Origin of the sequence: Pseudomonas serbiensis (genome assembly GCF_030580745.1) — a bacterium.
Classification (GTDB): Bacteria; Pseudomonadota; Gammaproteobacteria; order Pseudomonadales; family Pseudomonadaceae; genus Aquipseudomonas; species Aquipseudomonas serbiensis.
This window is the reverse complement of record NZ_JAUQOO010000002.1, coordinates 1-18,344: the sequence shown is the minus strand read 5'-3', so window position 1 is coordinate 18,344 and position 18,344 is coordinate 1. Positions and strand designations below refer to the sequence as shown.

15 protein-coding genes are annotated in these 18,344 nt (G+C 57.9%); 7 read left to right on the top strand and 8 right to left on the bottom strand.

Translation table 11 applies throughout. The annotated features are described in order from the left end of the window. The first annotated feature begins 18 nt into the window (after window positions 1-18). Entirely contained in the window at window positions 19-1,317 is a 1,299-nt protein-coding gene (gene argA / locus Q6A51_RS02985; RefSeq protein WP_201001200.1) for an amino-acid N-acetyltransferase, read from the top strand. Window positions 1,318-1,428: 111 nt separating this feature from the next. Here argA and gshA read toward each other — a convergent pair whose 3' ends face one another. From gshA to Q6A51_RS02970, 3 genes are all read right to left on the bottom strand, one after another. Then, window positions 1,429-3,018: a glutamate--cysteine ligase gene (gene gshA, locus Q6A51_RS02980; RefSeq protein WP_304574107.1), complete on the bottom strand. Its 1,590-nt coding sequence runs from the start codon at window positions 3,016-3,018 to the stop codon at window positions 1,429-1,431. Between the two features lie 235 nt (window positions 3,019-3,253). Further along, window positions 3,254-3,637 carry a PaaI family thioesterase gene (locus tag Q6A51_RS02975; RefSeq protein ID WP_201001202.1) on the bottom strand — a complete coding sequence of 128 codons (384 nt, stop codon included), beginning with the start codon at window positions 3,635-3,637 and terminating at the stop codon, window positions 3,254-3,256. After that, the gene (locus tag Q6A51_RS02970) at window positions 3,637-5,958 is read right to left on the bottom strand and encodes a Tex family protein (RefSeq protein ID WP_304574106.1); all 2,322 of its coding nucleotides are present in this window, start codon (window positions 5,956-5,958) and stop codon (window positions 3,637-3,639) included. The genes Q6A51_RS02975 and Q6A51_RS02970 overlap by 1 nt, the downstream gene beginning before the upstream one ends. 300 nt (window positions 5,959-6,258) lie before the next feature. On the opposite strand from Q6A51_RS02970, the gene ompR reads away from it, so the two are divergent. Together ompR and Q6A51_RS02960 are read left to right on the top strand one after the other, a co-directional pair. Next, window positions 6,259-6,999, top strand: coding sequence for an osmolarity response regulator transcription factor OmpR (gene ompR, locus Q6A51_RS02965; RefSeq protein ID WP_025262398.1), 741 nt, complete (start codon window positions 6,259-6,261; stop codon window positions 6,997-6,999). 159 nt (window positions 7,000-7,158) lie between these two features. Continuing rightward, window positions 7,159-8,472, top strand: coding sequence for an ATP-binding protein (locus tag Q6A51_RS02960; protein WP_095068287.1), 1,314 nt, complete (start codon window positions 7,159-7,161; stop codon window positions 8,470-8,472). Between the two features lie 106 nt (window positions 8,473-8,578). Here Q6A51_RS02960 and trmL read toward each other — a convergent pair whose 3' ends face one another. Further along, the gene (gene trmL / locus Q6A51_RS02955) at window positions 8,579-9,034 is read right to left on the bottom strand and encodes a tRNA (uridine(34)/cytosine(34)/5-carboxymethylaminomethyluridine(34)-2'-O)-methyltransferase TrmL (RefSeq protein ID WP_095068288.1); all 456 of its coding nucleotides are present in this window, start codon (window positions 9,032-9,034) and stop codon (window positions 8,579-8,581) included. Between trmL and Q6A51_RS02950 the strand changes: the two genes are divergently transcribed. Beyond that, the gene (locus Q6A51_RS02950; protein WP_095068289.1) at window positions 9,033-9,473 is read left to right on the top strand and encodes a hypothetical protein; all 441 of its coding nucleotides are present in this window, start codon (window positions 9,033-9,035) and stop codon (window positions 9,471-9,473) included. The two genes, trmL and Q6A51_RS02950, sit on opposite strands and share 2 nt — an antisense overlap. A 278-nt stretch (window positions 9,474-9,751) precedes the next feature. Here Q6A51_RS02950 and tauC read toward each other — a convergent pair whose 3' ends face one another. The 4 genes from tauC to Q6A51_RS02930 form a co-directional block, all read right to left on the bottom strand. After that, window positions 9,752-10,591, bottom strand: coding sequence for a taurine ABC transporter permease TauC (gene tauC, locus Q6A51_RS02945; protein ID WP_122320524.1), 840 nt, complete (start codon window positions 10,589-10,591; stop codon window positions 9,752-9,754). Beyond that, the gene (gene tauB, locus Q6A51_RS02940) at window positions 10,588-11,379 is read right to left on the bottom strand and encodes a taurine ABC transporter ATP-binding subunit (protein WP_201019400.1); all 792 of its coding nucleotides are present in this window, start codon (window positions 11,377-11,379) and stop codon (window positions 10,588-10,590) included. The genes tauC and tauB overlap by 4 nt, the downstream gene beginning before the upstream one ends. A gap of 29 nt (window positions 11,380-11,408) precedes the next feature. After that, window positions 11,409-12,386: a taurine ABC transporter substrate-binding protein gene (gene tauA, locus Q6A51_RS02935; protein WP_122320522.1), complete on the bottom strand. Its 978-nt coding sequence runs from the start codon at window positions 12,384-12,386 to the stop codon at window positions 11,409-11,411. Window positions 12,387-12,600: 214 nt separating this feature from the next. Beyond that, a complete protein-coding gene (locus tag Q6A51_RS02930; RefSeq protein ID WP_074569103.1) occupies window positions 12,601-13,518 on the bottom strand; it encodes an aliphatic sulfonate ABC transporter substrate-binding protein in 918 nt (305 codons plus the stop codon). A gap of 435 nt (window positions 13,519-13,953) precedes the next feature. On the opposite strand from Q6A51_RS02930, the gene Q6A51_RS02925 reads away from it, so the two are divergent. The 3 genes from Q6A51_RS02925 to Q6A51_RS02915 all read left to right on the top strand — a co-directional run. Continuing rightward, a complete protein-coding gene (locus Q6A51_RS02925) occupies window positions 13,954-15,336 on the top strand; it encodes an OprD family porin (RefSeq protein WP_304574105.1) in 1,383 nt (460 codons plus the stop codon). A gap of 169 nt (window positions 15,337-15,505) precedes the next feature. Then, a complete protein-coding gene (locus tag Q6A51_RS02920; RefSeq protein ID WP_304574104.1) occupies window positions 15,506-16,144 on the top strand; it encodes a peroxiredoxin in 639 nt (212 codons plus the stop codon). A 417-nt stretch (window positions 16,145-16,561) separates the two neighbouring features. Then, window positions 16,562-18,344: toxin VasX (locus tag Q6A51_RS02915; protein ID WP_322791238.1), on the top strand; the 1,783-nt coding region annotated here is incomplete at its 3' end.

The following is an 18,344-nucleotide window of genomic DNA, read 5'->3' as shown; positions in this document are numbered from 1 at the left end:
TTACAGGCTCTTTCGGTTATGCCCGATTACGTTAACTGGCTTCGTCACGCATCTCCTTATATCAATGCTCACCGCGATTGCACTTTTGTCGTCATGCTGCCCGGCGATGGTGTTGCGCACCCCAATTTCGGCAATATCGTCCACGACCTGGTGCTGTTGCACAGCCTGGGCGTGCGGCTGGTGCTGGTCCATGGCTCGCGTCCGCAGATCGAAAGTCGCCTGGCCCAGCGCGGCCTGACACCGCGCTTCCACCGCGACATGCGCATCACGGATGCCGAAACGCTGGAATGCGTGATCGATGCGGTGGGTCAACTTCGTATTTCCATCGAAGCGCGTCTGTCCATGGACATGGCGGCTTCGCCGATGCAGGGCTCGCGGTTGCGGGTGACCAGCGGCAACGTTGTCACTGCACGGCCTATCGGCGTGCTTGAAGGCGTCGATTATCAGCACACCGGCGAAGTTCGCCGCGTTGACCGCAAAGGTATCAATCGCCTGCTGGATGAGCGCCATATCGTACTGCTGTCGCCACTGGGTTATTCACCGACGGGCGAGATCTTCAATCTGGCCTGCGAAGACGTCGCGACCCGTGCTGCCATCGACCTTGGAGCCGACAAACTGCTGCTGTTCGGTGCCGAAACAGGCTTGCTGGATGAGCAGGGCCGTCTGGTACGTGAACTGCGTCCACAGCAGGTGCCTGCGCATCTGTTGCGTTTGGGCAGCAACTATCAGGCTGAATTGCTGGATGCCGCCGCCGAGGCTTGTCGTGGCGGTGTAGGCCGCAGCCATATCGTCAGCTATGCCGAAGATGGCGCGCTGTTGAACGAGCTGTTCACCCGTGATGGTGGCGGTACGCTGGTTGCGCAAGAGCAGTTCGAGCTGGTGCGTGAGGCGGCGATCGAAGACGTAGGCGGCCTGATGGACCTGATCACGCCGCTGGAAGAGCAGGGGATTCTGGTTCGTCGTTCACGGGAAGTGCTGGAGCGCGAGATCCAGCAGTTCAGTGTGGTCGAGCGCGAAGGTTTGATCATTGCCTGTGCGGCGCTTTACCCGATCGCGGACTCCGAGGCCGGTGAGCTGGCGTGTCTGGCGGTCAATCCCGAGTATCGCCATGGCGGGCGCGGGGATGAATTGCTGGAACGCATCGAGAACCGTGCCAGGGCGTTGGGCCTGAAGACCTTGTTCGTACTCACCACCCGCACCGCACACTGGTTCCGCGAGCGAGGCTTTGAGCCGAGCAGCGTTGATCGTCTGCCCAGCGCACGGGCGTCGCTCTATAACTATCAGCGCAACTCGAAGATCTTCGAGAAGGCGATTTAACCCCACCTGCGTAGGAGCGAATTCATTCGCGAGAGGTCTGAAGACTATCCATCGCCTTCAGTGATGTCTCGCGGATAAATCCGCTCCTACGGTGTCGTGATGTTCCTGTCATCAGTTGCTGATCGACAGAATGCTCGCCTGATACGCGCCCACGAAGGTGTCGAAGTCCACGACTTCTTCGGTTTCTTCCAGCTCTGCCTGTTCCGCAATCGAAGCTTTCGCCAGCGACTCGAACTGCGCCTGATCTTCAGCGCTCAGCGGATAGTTGCGGAAGTAGTCGGCATGTTTCTGGCTCTGGCGGAACGAGAAAGCCGTGAAGCCTTCTTCATGGGCTCTCATGCTGGCCAGTACTTGTGCAGATGGCGTAAGAGACGAATCGTCGACCTTGGCCTGTTGGGCCTCAATCGATCTGATGTGCTCGTCGTTGCCCTGCGCCTTGTCCAGCAGTTGAGCCAATGGAGTGATTTTCTCCAGAAGCTCGGTTGCCCAGGCTTTCAGCTCGATGCTCGAATTGTTGCGTTGCAGCGTCAGGCCCGGACGACGACCTTCCTTGACCACGGACAGGAAGTTCGAGCCTGCGTTGGAGCATTCGTGGCTGGCCAGTTGCGGGCTTTCTTCAAGGGCGCAGAACAGAATGAACGCATCGATGAAGCGAGCCTGCTCCAGGTTGATGCCGGTCGGCAGGAACGGGTTGATGTCCAGGCAGCGAACCTCGACGTACTGCACGCCACGGGCCACCAGCGCCTGGATAGGGCGTTCGCCCGAATATGTCACGCGCTTGGGGCGAATGTTGGAGTAGTACTCGTTTTCGATCTGCAACACGTTGGTGTTGAGCTGTACCCACTCGCCATTCTGATCATGGGTGCCGGTTTCTACATACGGCGCGTAAGGTGTTGCCACCGCTTTGCGCAGGCTGTCGGTGTAGCTCACCAGATCGTTGTAGCACGGCGTCAGGTCGGCTTGCGCCTTGCTCTGATAACCCAGGTCGCTCATGCGCAGGCTGGTTGCATACGGCAGATACAGCGTATCGGCGTCGAAATGCTCCAGCTGGTGAGCGCGGCCCCGCAGGAAACCGGCGTCGAGTGCCGGCGAGGCTCCGAACAGGTACATCAGCAACCAGCTGTAACGACGGAAGTTACGGATCAGCGCAATGTAGGAGTGCGACTGATAGTCCCGTGCGTCGCCTGCGAAGTCTTCGGTCTGCTTGAGCAGTGCCCAGACATCTTCCGGCAGCGAGAAGTTGTAATGAATCCCTGCAATGCACTGCATGGTCTTGCCATAACGCAGCGCCAGACCCTTGCGATACACGTACTTGAGCTTGCCGATGTTCGACGTGCCGTAATAGGCAATCGGAATCTCTTCTTCGGCCGGCAGCGGGCACGGCATCGACGGGCTCCAGAGGAATTCGTCGTTCAGCTTGCTGTAGGCGAAGCGATGAATCTTGTCCAGGCTGTCGAGGGTCTGTGCCGGGTCCGTCAGGGCCGGAGTGATGAACTCCAGGAGCGATTCGGAATAGTCGGTCGTGATCAGGCCATTGGTCAGTGCTGCACCCAGCGATTGCGGGTGAGGTGTCTGTGCCAGGCTTGCCTGGCCGGTAACGCGCAGGCATTCGCGCTCGATACCGTGCAGGCACTGCTCCAGCAGAGAGAGGTTGTTACGCTCGCCAAGAAGAGCCAGGCGGCGGTTGAGAAATTCGCTCAAGGTGGATTCCTTCACGCATCGGTCGCCCCAATATGGGGGTGGACAGAACGGTCTACAAGGGTGAAGAAAGGAACTGGCGTTGTCGCCTGGTTGGGTCTTTGACGCCTGCTCACGATCACGGCTCTTTGTCGTACCGTCAAAATGGGTCCGACACCACGCTAATGGTGCCGAAATTACCCCAAATCGGCTCTATAGAGCTAGCAAGTGATTGCTTTCATCACACTTTCGTAAAAGTTTAGATGACCGCAAAGGTGCCTTGCGCCTTGGCGACCAGTTTGTCGTCCTGGACCACTTCGGCTTCGACGACCAGCGTGCGGCGGCCTGCATGCAGGACCTTGGCGATGCACAACACCTCGCCTTCGGATACGCCGCGTACATAGTTGATCTTGCATTCGATGGTGACGCTGCGCTGGTCGAAACCATGGGAGCTGGAACACGCCAGCCCCATGCCGATATCCACCAGGCTGAAAATCGCCCCGCCGTGCATCACGTTGCCACGGTTGCGCAGGTGCGCCTCCAGTGGCAACGCGACCTCGGCGACACCTTTATCCAGACGCCGCAGCTCGCAGCCGAGCATCTTGAAGTAGGCGCTATGGGTCAGATCTTCAGGGATATCCATCAACGCTTCTTCAACTGTTTGGCATTGGCGAACAGTGATGCCATGGCGTTATTGGCCGGAGCCGCCGTTGCGGTTTCCTTGCGTGGCGCACTGCTTTGCTGGCGCGGCGCAGAACCCGGACGCGGGCCACGGGCACCGTCGATTTTCTCCCCTGGCGTATCGCTCATGCGCATCGACAGACCGACACGTTTGCGCGGAATGTCGACTTCCATGACCTTGACCTTCACGACGTCGCCAGCCTTGACGGCTTCACGCGGGTCTTTGATGAATTTCTCGGACAGCGCCGAGATATGCACCAGACCGTCCTGATGCACGCCGATATCGACGAAGGCACCGAAGTTGGTGACGTTGGTGACCACGCCTTCGAGGATCATGCCCAGTTGCAGATCCTTGAGGTCTTCGACGCCATCCTGGAATTCGGCGGTCTTGAACTCGGGACGCGGGTCGCGGCCCGGTTTTTCCAGCTCTTGCAGAATGTCGGTGACGGTGGGCAGACCGAAGGTTTCGTCGGTGAATTTCTTCGGGTCCAGACGTTTCAGGAAGCTGGCATCGCCGATCAGCGAGCGAATATCACGATCGGTTTCAGCCGCAATGCGCTGCACCAGCGGGTAGGCTTCCGGGTGGACGGCAGACGAATCCAGCGGATTTTCGCCATTCATGACGCGCAGGAAGCCGGCAGCCTGTTCGTAGGTCTTTTCACCCAGGCGGCTGACTTTTTTCAGCGCGGCACGGGTCTTGAACGCACCGTTCGCATCGCGGTGGGCAACGATATTTTGCGCCAGCGTGGTGTTCAGGCCGGAAATACGCGCCAGCAAGGCTACCGAAGCGGTGTTCACGTCGACGCCAACGGCGTTCACGCAGTCTTCCACCACTGCATCCAGGCCACGGGCCAGTTTCAGTTGCGATACATCGTGCTGATACTGACCGACACCGATGGATTTCGGGTCGATCTTCACCAGTTCGGCCAGCGGGTCTTGCAGGCGACGTGCAATGGAGACGGCACCACGGATCGAAACGTCCAGATCCGGGAATTCCTTGGCTGCAAGCTCGGAAGCCGAGTACACCGAAGCGCCAGCCTCGGACACCATGACCTTGGTCATTTTCATTGCTGGATATTTTTTGATCAGTTCGGCAGCCAGCTTGTCGGTTTCGCGGCTGGCAGTGCCGTTGCCGATGGCGATCAGGTCTACCGAATGCTTGGCGCAGAGCGCGGCCAGCACAGCGATGGTCTGATCCCACTGGTTTTTAGGCACGTGAGGGTAGACGGTGGCGTAGTCGAGCAGCTTGCCGGTGGCATCGACCACCGCCACCTTGCAACCGGTGCGCAGGCCCGGGTCGAGACCCAGTGTGGCGCGCGGGCCGGCCGGAGCGGCCAGCAGCAGGTCGTGCAGGTTGTGGGCGAATACGTTGATCGCTTCGGTTTCTGCGCTGTCGCGCAGTTCGCCCAGCAGGTCGGTTTCCAGATGGCTGTAGAGCTTGACCTTCCAGGTCCAGCGCACGACTTCGGCCAGCCACTTGTCGGCCGGGCGATTCTGGTTCTGCAGGCCGAAACGCTCGCCGATCATCAGTTCGCACGGGTGCAGGGTGCCTGGCAACTCTTCACCGACTTTCAGCGCAGAGCTGAGGAAACCTTCGTTGCGGCCACGGAAAATTGCCAGGGCGCGGTGTGACGGCATGCTCTTGAGCGGCTCGTCGTGCTCGAAGTAGTCGCGGAACTTGGCGCCTTCCTCTTCCTTGCCGGGCACTACGCGGGCACTGATCACGGCTTCCTGCATGAGGAAGCTGCGCAGTTTGTCCAGCAGCGTGGCGTCTTCGGCGAAGCGCTCCATCAGGATGTACTTGGCGCCTTCCAGCGCAGCCTTCACGTCGGCCACGCCTTTCTCGGCATCGACGAAACGTGCGGCTTCGGTTTCCGGTGTCAGGGACGGGTCGTTGAACAGGCCGTCCGCCAGCTCGCCCAGGCCCGCTTCAAGCGCGATCTGGCCTTTGGTGCGGCGCTTCTGCTTATAAGGCAGGTACAAGTCTTCGAGGCGTGTCTTGGTGTCGGCAAGATTGATGTCGCGGGCCAGCTCCGGGGTCAGCTTGCCTTGCTCTTCGATACTGGCAAGGATGCTGACGCGACGCTCGTCGAGCTCGCGCAGATAACGCAGACGCTCTTCCAGATGGCGCAATTGCGTGTCATCAAGGCTGCCGGTCACTTCCTTGCGGTAGCGTGAGATGAAAGGCACGGTCGAGCCTTCATCCAATAGTGCTACGGCCGCTGCGACCTGTTGAGGGCGCACGCCCAGTTCTTCGGCGATGCGGCTGTTGATGCTGTCCATAAGACCACCTGGAGTTGTGAGCAAAAAACTGGATTCTTTACAAAAAACTGTCTTGCCTGCCCTTCGCTCGCCGGCCTTGTAACAATACCGGCGAACCGCCATAGTCCGGCACAGCCTGACTTTGAGGGCCGCGCATTATACCCGGCGAACTCCAATTAGGGGATTGGCCGGTCCATGCGAGCAGTTTTGCTCAGCAGAATCACTCATTCATGTCGGCCCCAGTAAAATCTGCTAACAATGCACACGGTGCGCATCACCGCAGCTACGCCATAATGCGCCCCGAGATCAAAGGAGCATCCGATGAGCAGCACTGCACAAAATGCTGAAGGCGAAAAAATCCTGATCGTCGATGACGATCCGGGGTTGAGCAGCCTGTTAGAGCGTTTTTTCACCAGCAAGGGCTATCGTGCCCGTGCGGTGGCAAACGTCGAACAAATGGACCGTTTATTGTCCCGTGAGGTTTTCAACCTTGTGGTTCTGGACTTGATGTTGCCCGGAGAAGACGGCCTGTCTGCTTGCCGTCGTTTGCGTGCAGCCAACAATCAGGTGCCGATCATCATGCTCACTGCCAAAGGCGATGAGCAGAGCCGTATCAAGGGGCTGGAGCTGGGCGCAGACGATTATCTGGCCAAGCCTTTCAACCCGGACGAACTGATGGCCCGCGTCAAGGCGGTCCTGCGTCGTCAGGCAGCACCTGTGCCCGGCGCACCAGGCAGCGAAGACGAGTCTGTCAGCTTCGGTGACTACGTGCTTTCCCTGGCAACCCGTGAACTCAAGCGCGGCGATGAAGTGCATATGCTCACCACCGGTGAGTTTGCCGTACTCAAGGCGCTGGTCATGCATGCTCGCGAGCCGCTGACCCGCGACAAACTGATGAATCTGGCCCGTGGCCGCGAATGGGATGCTCTGGAGCGCTCCATCGATGTGCAGATTTCCCGTCTGCGTCGCCTGATCGAGCCGGACCCGTCCAAGCCACGCTATATCCAGACTGTCTGGGGCGTGGGTTATGTGTTCGTTCCGGATGGAGCCGGGAACCGCTGACAGGTCGATTGCCAGCGCAGAGCACTGAAGTCCTTGCCACTTGCGTCGATAGCCTGAACGGGCTATCGACGTTTTGGTTTTCGCGTTCGTACCATGGCCTGGACCACGATCCGCAAACTTGCGAGCCCGGCTCGCCCTGCAAAGTGTATAGCTGCAGTTATGAAGACTCCGCTCTGGTTTCCGCAAAGCTTTTTCTCACGCACCCTCTGGCTGGTGCTTATTGTCGTGCTGTTTTCCAAGGCGCTGACGCTGGTCTACCTGCTGATGAACGAAGACGTGCTGGTCGACAGGCAGTACAGCCATGGCGTCGCCTTGACCTTGCGCGCCTATTGGGCCGCGAATGAAAACGACCGTGAAGCGATTGCCGAAGCTGCCGGCCTGATTCGTGTGGTTGGTGGCGGCGTACCTGAAGGCGAGCAGCATTGGCCTTATAGCGAAATCTATCAGCGCCAGATGCAGGCAGAGCTTGGGGCCGATACCGAAGTGCGTTTGCGGGTTCATGCACCTCCTGCTCTCTGGGTTCGGGCGCCGAGCCTCGGGGATGGCTGGCTGAAAGTGCCGCTTTACCCGCATCCACTGCGCGGGCAGAAGATCTGGAACGTGTTGGGCTGGTTCCTGGCCATCGGGCTGTTGTCCACCGCATCGGCCTGGATTTTCGTACGACAGCTCAATCAGCCGCTCAAACGGCTGGTTTTTGCAGCCCGCCAGTTGGGGCAGGGGCGCAGTGTGCGGTTGCCGGTCAGCGATACGCCCAGTGAAATGACCGAGGTTTATCGAGCCTTCAACCAGATGGCCGAGGATGTCGAACAGGCCGGACAGGAGCGTGAGTTGATGCTGGCGGGGGTTTCCCATGACTTGCGCACGCCTCTGACCCGCCTGCGTCTGTCGCTGGAACTGATGAGCGACGAGAATGAATTCACCGAAGGCATGGTGCGCGATATCGAGGACATGGACGCCATTCTCGATCAGTTCCTGGCCTTTATCCGCGATGGGCGCGACGAGGAAATCGAAGAGGTCGACCTCAGTGATCTGGTGCGTGAAGTGGTCGCGCCGTTCAATCATCCGGATGAGCACATCCGCCTGTGTCTTGAACCGATTCCGCCTTTCCCGCTGCGCCGGGTTTCAATGAAGCGCCTGTTGACCAACCTTATCGGCAACGCCATGCACCACGCTGGCAACGGAATCGAAGTCGCCGCTTATGTTTCCGGCGATACGAGTGCTCCTTATGTCGTGCTGAGTGTGCTGGACCGGGGGGCAGGTATCGATCCTTCGGAGCTGGACATCATCTTCAATCCGTTCATTCGTGGTGACCGGGCGCGCAGTGGCAAAGGCACTGGCCTTGGGCTGGCAATCGTCAAGCGGATCGCCGCGATGCATGGCGGTAATGTCGAACTGAGAAACCGTTCCGGTGGCGGGCTTGAAGCAAGAGTGCGTTTGCCGCTGGGGTTGATGCTGCCGAGGGATGCGGTCTGATTTGTTGTAGGAGCGAATTTATTCGCGAGACGTCATTGAGGCCGATACATTTTCTTCGGATGTACAGGCCTCTCGCGAATGAATTCGCTCCTACCCGTATGAATTCTCAGGCAAACCCGTGCTGGCGCCAGGCCTCATAAACGGCGACGGCGACGGTGTTTGACAGGTTCAGGCTGCGGCACCCTTCGCGCATGGGAAGGCGCAATCTTTGCTCTGTGGTCAGTGAGTCGAGAATATCGGCTGGCAGGCCACGACTTTCCGGGCCGAACAGGAAGGCATCGCCCTTTTCAAAACTGACGTCGTGGAACGGGCGCGAGCCTTTGGTCGTAAAAGCGAACAGCCGCGGGTTACCGATCTTTTCCAGGCATGTGGACAGGTCGGCATGGGTTTGCAGCGTGGCATACTCGTGATAATCGAGGCCGGCCCTGCGCAGGCGCTTGTCGTCCAGCTCAAAGCCCAGGGGCTCGATCAAATGCAGGGTGCAGCCACTGTTGGCGCATAGCCTGATCACATTGCCGGTATTCGGCGGAATTTCTGGTTGAAAAAGGATGACGTGAAACATGCACGGCTCCGAACGAAGGGACGGGATGCATTCTACCCCCGAAGAGGACCCCAGGCCGAAGCTATGGCCAAGAGTTCTTGGTTCGATGGCGATTGTCGGCTTTACCATCGGGATGATAATCGGTCGTCTGCAGCAACCTGCGCCTCTGGAACTGGAGCAGATCGAGGAGTTGCCCACGGGGCTGGCGCTCTGGTTCAACGAACAGCCGCAGATTCAGGGCGATCATGTCGACGGAACAGTCGTCCTGCGTTTCGAGTCCTGGGGGCGGCCATGGAATGGTCAGTTGCGCATCGACAACAAGGTTGCGCGCTGGAAGCTTGAGCGAAACGGGAAGGATTTGGTGCTGACTCTCCTGGCGGCCCGTCCACTGCATGGCGACTGGCGCACTGCAGAGGTGGACGGGCGCTGGAGACTGGAGGTCAGTCTCCGGGAGGAATAAAAGAGGGGAATCCCCGGCCTGCCTGTACCAAGGTCCCCAAAACTGGTGATGTATAACCTAATGCAGAGTGCGTGCCAGTTTTGAGAGACTTTGAGCCGAAACTTTAAAAAACAGTTTTTTTCGTCTGAAACCCTTTTGAGAATGGGCTCCAGAGGGTGCAGGAAATTTTTCCAGGTCTTGCAGGCCTCTTCATTAGCAGTGTCCTTTCCTTTCTTTGCAGGCTAATTGCGCACCGAAATAGTGCGAAAAGCGAAGGCGATGCCGTATTGCTGCGCAGGTCAGTGATTCTGGCCATGCCAGGGCACCAGCTTGCGTTGCAGCGCACGCAGGCCCAGTTCCATGGCAAAGGCGATGACGGCAATTACCAGAATCCCCAGAATCACAATATCCGTCACCAGAAACTGCGCGGCCGACTGCACCATGAAGCCTAGCCCGCTGGTGGCTGCGATAAGTTCGGCCGCGACCAGCGTCGACCAGCCCACACCGAGCCCGATCCGTATGCCGGTCAGAATGTCCGGCAAGGCGCTGGGCAGTATCACATGGCGGATCAACTGCCAGCGTGTGGCTCCCAGAGATTGTGCGGCTCGCAGTTTGGCCGGGTCCACGGTGCGTACGCCGGTTGCGGTGGCAATGGCGATGGGCGCGAAAATGGCCAGGTAGATCAGCAGGACCTTGGAGAACTCGCCGATGCCGCACCAGATAACGATCAGCGGCAGATAAGCCAGTGGTGGAATAGGGCGATAGAACTCGATCAGCGGATCGAAGATGCCTCGGGCGATCCTGTTATGTCCAATGGCGATGCCTACCGGGATAGCGCTGAGGATGGCTGCTCCCAATGCCAGGCCGATACGTTGCAGGCTGGCGCCCAGATGCTGCCAGAGGTTTGAGTCCATATAGCCTGTGGTCAGCAGCAGCCAGCCTTTCTGGAGAACGTCAGAGGGCGGTGGCAGGAACAGCGGCTCGATCCATTGCGCTGCGGTCACTACCCACCACAGACCCAACAGGATCGACAACGTCAGAACACTGATGGTGCGGGTGCTCAACTTCAATTGCAGTGGCGTACGCGGTGTTTTCTTTGTGCCGGTCTTGGCCGGACTCTCTAGTTCATAGCTGCTCATGCGCGCTGCTCCCGTGCGAGGTTGCGCTGGGAAAAGACGCTGGCCAGTACGTGTTCGCGGGTTTCGATAAAGCGTGGATCGGACTTGATCGCCCGTGCGGACTCACCGGCGCTGTAGCGTTGTCCGAAGTCCAGTTGCAGGCGTTCGGCAATATGGCCGGGATTGGGGGCCAGCAGGATCAGGTCGGTTGCCAGGAAGACGGCTTCTTCGATGTCGTGGGTAATCAGGAACACCGGTTTGGCGGTGCGTCTCCAGACTTGCAGCAACAGTTCTTGCATCTGTTCGCGGGTGAAAGCATCGAGGGCACCGAAGGGTTCGTCCATCAGCAGCACCCGAGGGTTGGCTGCCAGCGCTCGGGCCAGGCCGACACGTTGTTTCTGGCCGCCCGACAATTGCCAGATGCGGCGTTGCTCGAAACCGGCCAGATCCACCAGTGCCAGCATTTCCCGTGCTTTCGCTTCGCGTTCGGTTCGGGAGACACCTGCCAGCTCAAGTCCGAACGCAACGTTGGCCAGCACATTCTGCCAAGGCAGCAATGCATCGTCCTGAAACACCACGCCGCGCTCTGCACTCGGGCCTTCTACAGCAATGCCGTCGAGCGTGATGCGCCCGGCACTGGGCTGGACGAAGCCTGCGATCAGATTGAGCAATGAGGTCTTGCCACTGCCGGACGGGCCAAGGGCAACCAGCAATTGCTGCGGCCCCAGGCTCAGGTTGATATCCGCCAGCACAGGCTCTGCCGCGCCGGGGTACTGTGCGCTTATACGCTCCAGTTGCAATAGAGCCATGGCTGTTGCCTCATTCTCGATCAGGTGGATTATTGGGGAATGAACTTGGCGCTGGTGTAGGCCGAGTAATCAGGCAGTACCGCATCGACCTTGCCTTGTTCTTTCAGGAAGGCAGCGGTCTTGGTGATAGCCTCGATGGTCGGTGCGCCCAGCAGAGCTTTCTGGTCGGCGGCCAATGGATAAACGTTGCCTTGCAGCAGCGCAGGAATATCAGTCGTCTTGGCACCAGACAGCTTGCTCAGTTTTTCGATATTGCCGGTATTGGCGATCCAGGCACTCGGGTCCTGACGGTAGCTGGCGTAGGCATCGAGCGTCACTTTGGCAAAGGCACTGACCAGTTGCGGGTTCTTGGCCGCGAAGTCCTTGCGCACGATCCAGGCGTCGAAGGTCGGAGCACCGGCCTGGGCCAGCTCGCCGGAGGTGATCAGTACCTTGCCGGTTTCCTTGGCAACGCCCAGTGCCGGGTCCCAGACGTAAGTCGCGTCGATATCCCCACGTTTCCAGGCAGCGGCAATGGCGGGTGGCGCCAGGTTCAGGATGGTGACCTTGGCCGGGTCGATGTTCCAGTGCTTGAGCGCTGCCAGCAGGCTGTAGTGGCCTGTGGAAACGAACGGCACGGCGACTTTCTTGCCGATCAGGTCTTGTGGCGTATTGATGCCCGAGCCATTGCGGGCCACCAGCGCTTCCGCCGCGCCGATCTGGGTGGCGATCAGGAAGGTTTCAACCGGCAGTTTGCGAGTGGCTGCGGCGGTCAGGGGGCTTGAACCGAGATAGCCGATCTGTACATCGCCCGACGCGATGGCGGTGATGACGTCTGCACCGTTCTCGAACTTGCGCCATTCGATCTTCGAGTTGGTGGCTTTCTCATAGGCGTTATCTGCCTGAGCGACCTTGGCGGGATCGACGGTGGTCTGGTAAGCCACAGTGAAGTCGGCAGCCTGGGTGAGGAAAGACGCGCCTGTCAGAGACAAGGCCGCCAAAAGGCGCAGGGAGAAGTGCAGTTTCATGGTGAAGCTCCGAATCAGGCGGGCCGGGTACTGGCTGATTGCGGAGCGTAAATGATCTAAGAATTTAGAAATAAATAACTTTTTTGAATTAGCTTATGAGCCGAAAACGAGACTGTTCCCGAGTCGTAGGAGCGAATTCATTCGCGAAATGCATCGCGAATAAATTCGCTCCTACGCAGGCGGCGATCTTTTACACAGATTGCGCATTACGGCTTCAAGGCTTCCACACCTGCACATCCTTGGCGTCCACGGCCTTGGGCAGCAGCCCCGCTGCCAGGAATGCATCGGCAATGCTCTGTTGCTCATCGAGTTGGTCGGCTTGTACCGCTTGCACCTCATAGCTGCGCCGCTTATTGGCTGCTTCTACGGTCGCGATATCCAGGCTGCCCCACAGCGGGCTCAGAATCCTTGCGGCTTCGTTCGGGTGGGCTTTGACCCATTCGCCGGTTTTCTTGAGTTCGGCGAACACCACCTTCAGGACTTCCGGGTTGCTATTGGCATAGGGCGTGGTGGTCAGGTAATAGCGTTTGTAGCTGGCCAGGTCAGTGCCGTCGGCCAGGGTGCGGGTAGGCAACTGGCGCTGTACGCTGCTGAGGAAGGGTTCCCAGGTGACCCAGGCGTCCACCTTGCCGTTCTCGAAGGCGGCGCGGCCATCGGCTGGTGTGAGGTAGGCGGGATCAATATCGGTGAACTTCAGGCCAGCCTTGTTCAAGGCGGCAATCAACAGGTAATGGCTGCCAGCGGCTTTGGTGACCGCGATTTTCTTGCCCTTGAGATCGGCCAGGGTTTTGAACGTCGAATCGCTGCGCACGACAATCGCCTGGGCTGATGGAGAAGAGGCTTCCTGAGCGAAATACGTCAGCCGCGCTCCCGCCGCCTGAGCAAAGACCGGGACCGTATCGGCGACATCTGCGCTCAAATCGACATTCCCCACGTTCAGTGATTCGAGCAAAGGCAAGCCACTGGGAAACTCATGCCATGACACCGAAATGCCCTTTTTGTTCAGTTCACGCTCCAGCGTACCCTGGCTTTTGAGCACCGAAATGAGCGTTGAGGACTTCTGAAAGCCGATTCGCAAAGTTTCTTTTGCGTGTGCTGGCACAGAAAGTGTCAAGGTGGTGGCAATTGTCATAATTACTGCTAGTTGATTCGCAAGTAACCGTTTTGTAAGGGATTTTATCTTCATTGTGCGGGTTTTCCGGTTGGGATTTCGTGACTGGAGAGTCGAGATCCGGTTGTCCGGTAGCTGAAAACTAAACGATCTGACGAATGGTCGAAAAATATTTTTTGGGAATTAGCTTATTTGATGGATACACTCCTGTGCGTCCTGGTTGAAATGCGTTGTGACATATATCAAATCAGTCTAAAAGCGTTACGAATAATTGCTTTTGGATTGATCGGATTTTCACTACCTTGCACCAGTGACAACGCGGTCTAGTCATTTGAGTCTCGAGGCGCACAGTCACCATTGACCTCTGGTCGGGCCTGTCGCTTAACGCGAATACATGGGTCAGAGCCTTGCTCGGCACCATGGATTAAAAAAATTAGATTCACGAGGAGCGTAGCAATGAAGAAGTCCACACTGGCCCTGGCCGTAACCTTTGGTGTATTGGCTCAGCAGGCCGGCGCAGCAGGTTTCATTGAAGACAGCAAGGCGTCCGTTAGTTCTCGTACCATGTACTTCAACAACGACCTGCGTGAAGGCCGTAACGTTACTGACCAGCGTGAAACCGCTACCGGTCTGAAGTTCGATTTCATCTCGGGTTACACCGAAGGCACCGTTGGTTTCGGTCTGGACGTTCAGGCTCTGGTGGGTGTGCATCTGGGTGGCGGTATCCAGAACAAGACCGCTACTACCCAGAATAGCTTCTTCCCGATGGATACTGACGGTGATTCGGTCAGTTCCTGGAGTCGCGGTGGTGCCAACGCCAAGGTCCGCTTCTCGAAAACCGAACTGAAAGTCGGTAACGCTCTGGCACCAAACCTGCCAATCCTGGTTTCCAACGACGGTCGTTTGCTGCCTCAGACCTTTGAAGGCGGTATCGTTACTTCCAAGGATCTGGATAACTTCACTCTGACGGGCGGTCAACTGACCGGTTCTGCTGGTCGTGCTTCCAGCAACTTCACCGGCCTGTCTGTTAACGGCGCTACTCGTGACAGCAACGAATTCCGTTTCGCCGGTGGCGACTGGAAAGCCACCAAAGACCTGACCCTGCAGTACTACTTCGCTAACCTGGAAGACTTCTACAAACAGCACTTCCTGGGTCTGGTACACGTTTATCAAATTGCTCCTGACCAGTCCTTCAAGACTGACCTGCGTTATTTCAACAGCAGCTCTGATGGCAATAACAGCAAGAACGTAGCGGGTTATGCTTTCAACAACAACAACGGCTATGCCAAGAATGCAGGCGAAGTCGATAACAAGACCTGGTCTGCGATGTTCACCTACACCTTGGGTGGTCATGCTTTCCTGGCCGGCTACCAGGAAGTGGGTGGCGATGGTGGCTTCGTCAACCTGAACCAGGGCAACGTTGTTGATGGCCGTGGCCGTCCCGAAGGTAACGGTGGCTCCAGCTTCTACCTGTTCACTGACTCGATGATCAACCAGTTCAACCGTGCCGGTGAAAAAACCACCTTCGGTCAGTACTCGTATGACTTCGCCAAGGTCGGTGTCCCAGGTCTGAAGGCTGCGATTGCCTACCTGCGTGGTGATGACATCAAAGGCGCTGCCTTTACCGCAGGCGGCGTCACCAACCGTAACTCTGTTGGTCACGAGTACTCCGAGTGGGAACGCGACATGCGTATCGACTACGTGATCCAGAGCGGTCCGTTGAAAGGCTTCGGCACCACTGTGCGTCATGGTACCTACCGTGCCGACGAAGGTCTGAACCAGGCTAGCGACACCGACCAGACCCGTCTGATCTTCAACTACACCTACGCTTTCAAATAAGCCTGGTCTGTTGAAAAGGAACCCCGCTTCGGCGGGGTTCTTTTTGCCTGAAATTTAATATTCCTTTCAGGTCTAACCAAATCGATATCCATTCTTTTTAATTTTTTAGCAGGCGGTGCACAGTAGGGCCATAACTCAATGAACACCCGACCGAACAAGGAGCAACACCATGACACTGCGACTTGGCGATATCGCCCCTGACTTTGAACAGGATTCCAGTGAAGGCCGTATCCGTTTCCATGAATGGCTGGGCAATAGCTGGGGCGTGTTGTTCTCTCACCCGGCCGATTTCACGCCGGTCTGCACCACCGAGTTGGGTTTCACTGCCAAATTGAAAGACGAGTTTGCCAAGCGCGGTGTCAAGGCGATTGCCTTGTCGGTGGACCCGGTCGATTCCCATATCAAATGGATCGACGACATCAACACCACGCAAAACACGCTGGTCAATTTTCCGATCCTGGCCGATGCCGATCGCAAGGTTTCCGATCTGTACGACCTGATCCACCCCAATGCCAACGACACGCTGACCGTGCGCTCCCTGTTCGTGATCGATCCGAACAAGAAAGTACGCCTGACCATTACCTATCCGGCCAGCACCGGGCGTAATTTCCACGAGATCCTGCGGGTCATTGACTCACTGCAACTGACCGACAACTACAAGGTCGCTACACCAGCCAACTGGGTCGATGGTGATGATGTAGTGATCGTGCCGTCCATCAAGGACGAAGCCGAGATCAAGGAACGCTTTCCTAAAGGCTACAAGGCCGTCACGCCTTACCTGCGCCTGACGCCACAACCGAACCGCTGATTTTCAGATTTATCGAGTGGGGTTATTCGGGCCGATTTATCGGCCCTTTTTTATGTGCGCAAATTTTTGCGCACCCCATCCTTGATAAAACACCCCTGAAACCCCCTCCAAGCCTTATGAACAGGGCTCTTCGACCACCTGCGCAAGATATTGCGCAGGTGCGCATGGGCTTGCGCACTTTTTCGGGATTTTTGTATGAAAAATAACCAGTTTTTATGGGTTTTAAATTTAAACTATTGATTTATATGTAGAAAAATTAACAGGCATGACTCTTGATACAGACCGTTCCCACGTCCGAGCGAAGTCGCTCGGCAACCATCAGGGAACAAGGGATGTTCATGCTCGTTTACCAAGCTCCTCGCTTCATCACTCTTCACCTCCAGGTATCCGCTGAAGACGCACGCAACGGTGCGTCCCATGACTAAGAAACACGGCACCCTGCAAGAACGGCGTGGGGCGCGCTTCGACAAGTCTCCGTCTTCTGCCACCTGTGCCTGTTCGCTCAAGACGGCGGATATCGCCATTGTCCCGGTGCGTTATGCCCTGGACCGTTCGCGCTACGATGTCGAACCCGCACAGCTCAAGCCCTTGCCCGCCCGTGGCCAGTGGAGCCCGCTGCCACGACTCAAGACCCGCAGCTACACCTTGCGCCAGCTCTACAACGGGTATGTCTATGTGTTCGACGAGACGGCAGGGACGTTTCATGAGTACAGAGTTTCGGCGTCCGATGCCTGCCTGACGCGCATCGTCTGGACGGAGGCCCACCTGGGGCGGGACGTTCGCAGCGGCGATGGAGAGGGCAGCCCTTACCTGCTTTACCCCCGCAGGAACCGCCTGCACTTGGCTTTTTCCCCGGTGCAATGGACCTGGCGAATCTGCGAACACATGCGCTCACACGCCGACAGCCGCGCCCTGTGGATGAAGCCTCTGGACCTGGCCAACTTCTGCGCCACCCTGAACGAGCCGGGTACGTTGCCACTGATGACGCTCGCCACGGCCGTCGCCGATATCGACAAGAATTACGTGGTCGAGGACAAACGCTTCGCTGACTCATCCATTCCGACAGCCGAGCCCGAGCCACAGCCTGATCAGGCGGCGAAATCACTCTTTACCCCGCTTGGGGCCGATGTGTACTGGCTGGGCAATGTCCCGGACAGATGCAGCTCGCTGCTGGTCGCCCTCGACGACCCGCTGGGCGTGTTCAACGACCTGGGCATGCAACTGGCGGGTGATCAGGCCGCGTATCAGAACTGGCAACAGGAACACGAACATAAGCTGCAAATGGCTCAGACCGTAACCGCGCTTTGCGGGGCCAATGGCGAGCTCAAACACCTGCCCTCGTGGGTACGCGAGGACAGCGCCAGCACCCAGCGCTACCTGCATGAGATGGAGGAGTATTTCGACCAGATGGACCTGGAGGAGATGCTGACCATGCACGGCAATCCTCCGGGCGGTTCGCTGGGCACGATGGACATGTTCAAGAGCGCAGACATGCGCCAGGAACTGCGTTCACGTTACGGTCGCTACCCGTCCGAGGACGACCGGCAGTCCTGGAAAGACCGCGAGAAATGGCGCCGTGAAGTCGACCTCAAGGGCGCACGTACCTATCTGCAAGACAACCTGCCCATCAGCGAAGCCCTGCTGCAACAAGTCCGCGACACCCAGGCGGATTTCCAGACATGGGCCGAGCACCTGGGCAACGACCCGCTCAGGCTGTTCATCGACACAGCCAACCCGAAAACCCTGCTGTACCTGCAAACCGTCATGACCGACTTGCTGATGGTCTATGGCCAGGATCAACAGGCCAGCGTCTGGTTGGCCAAGCAGGAAGCCCGGGGCAGTACGCTGTTCGGGACGATGCGTTATGGATTCTCTCCCGCCCTCAAGGAAGCCCTGCATCAGGAAGCCAACGCCCTGCTCAACGGCATTGGTGACTTCACCAACCTGGCCACCCGCGCTGGTGAACTCAACGCCGCGCTCAACCATCAGGGTTTCGCCGACGCGGCCTGGATGAAAAAGCTGAAACAGCCGGTGCAGGACACCTTCAAGGCCCTGCGCGAACTGGCGAGTGGTGCAGGCAAAACGATTGCCGAAAACATGCTGCTGGCCTGGGTGCCGGTCGACAGCCGTCTGGCGCTGGGCAAGGGCCAGAACCTCGCGGCCTTGATCCGCAACTTCATGATTGGCCAGATTCTGGCCA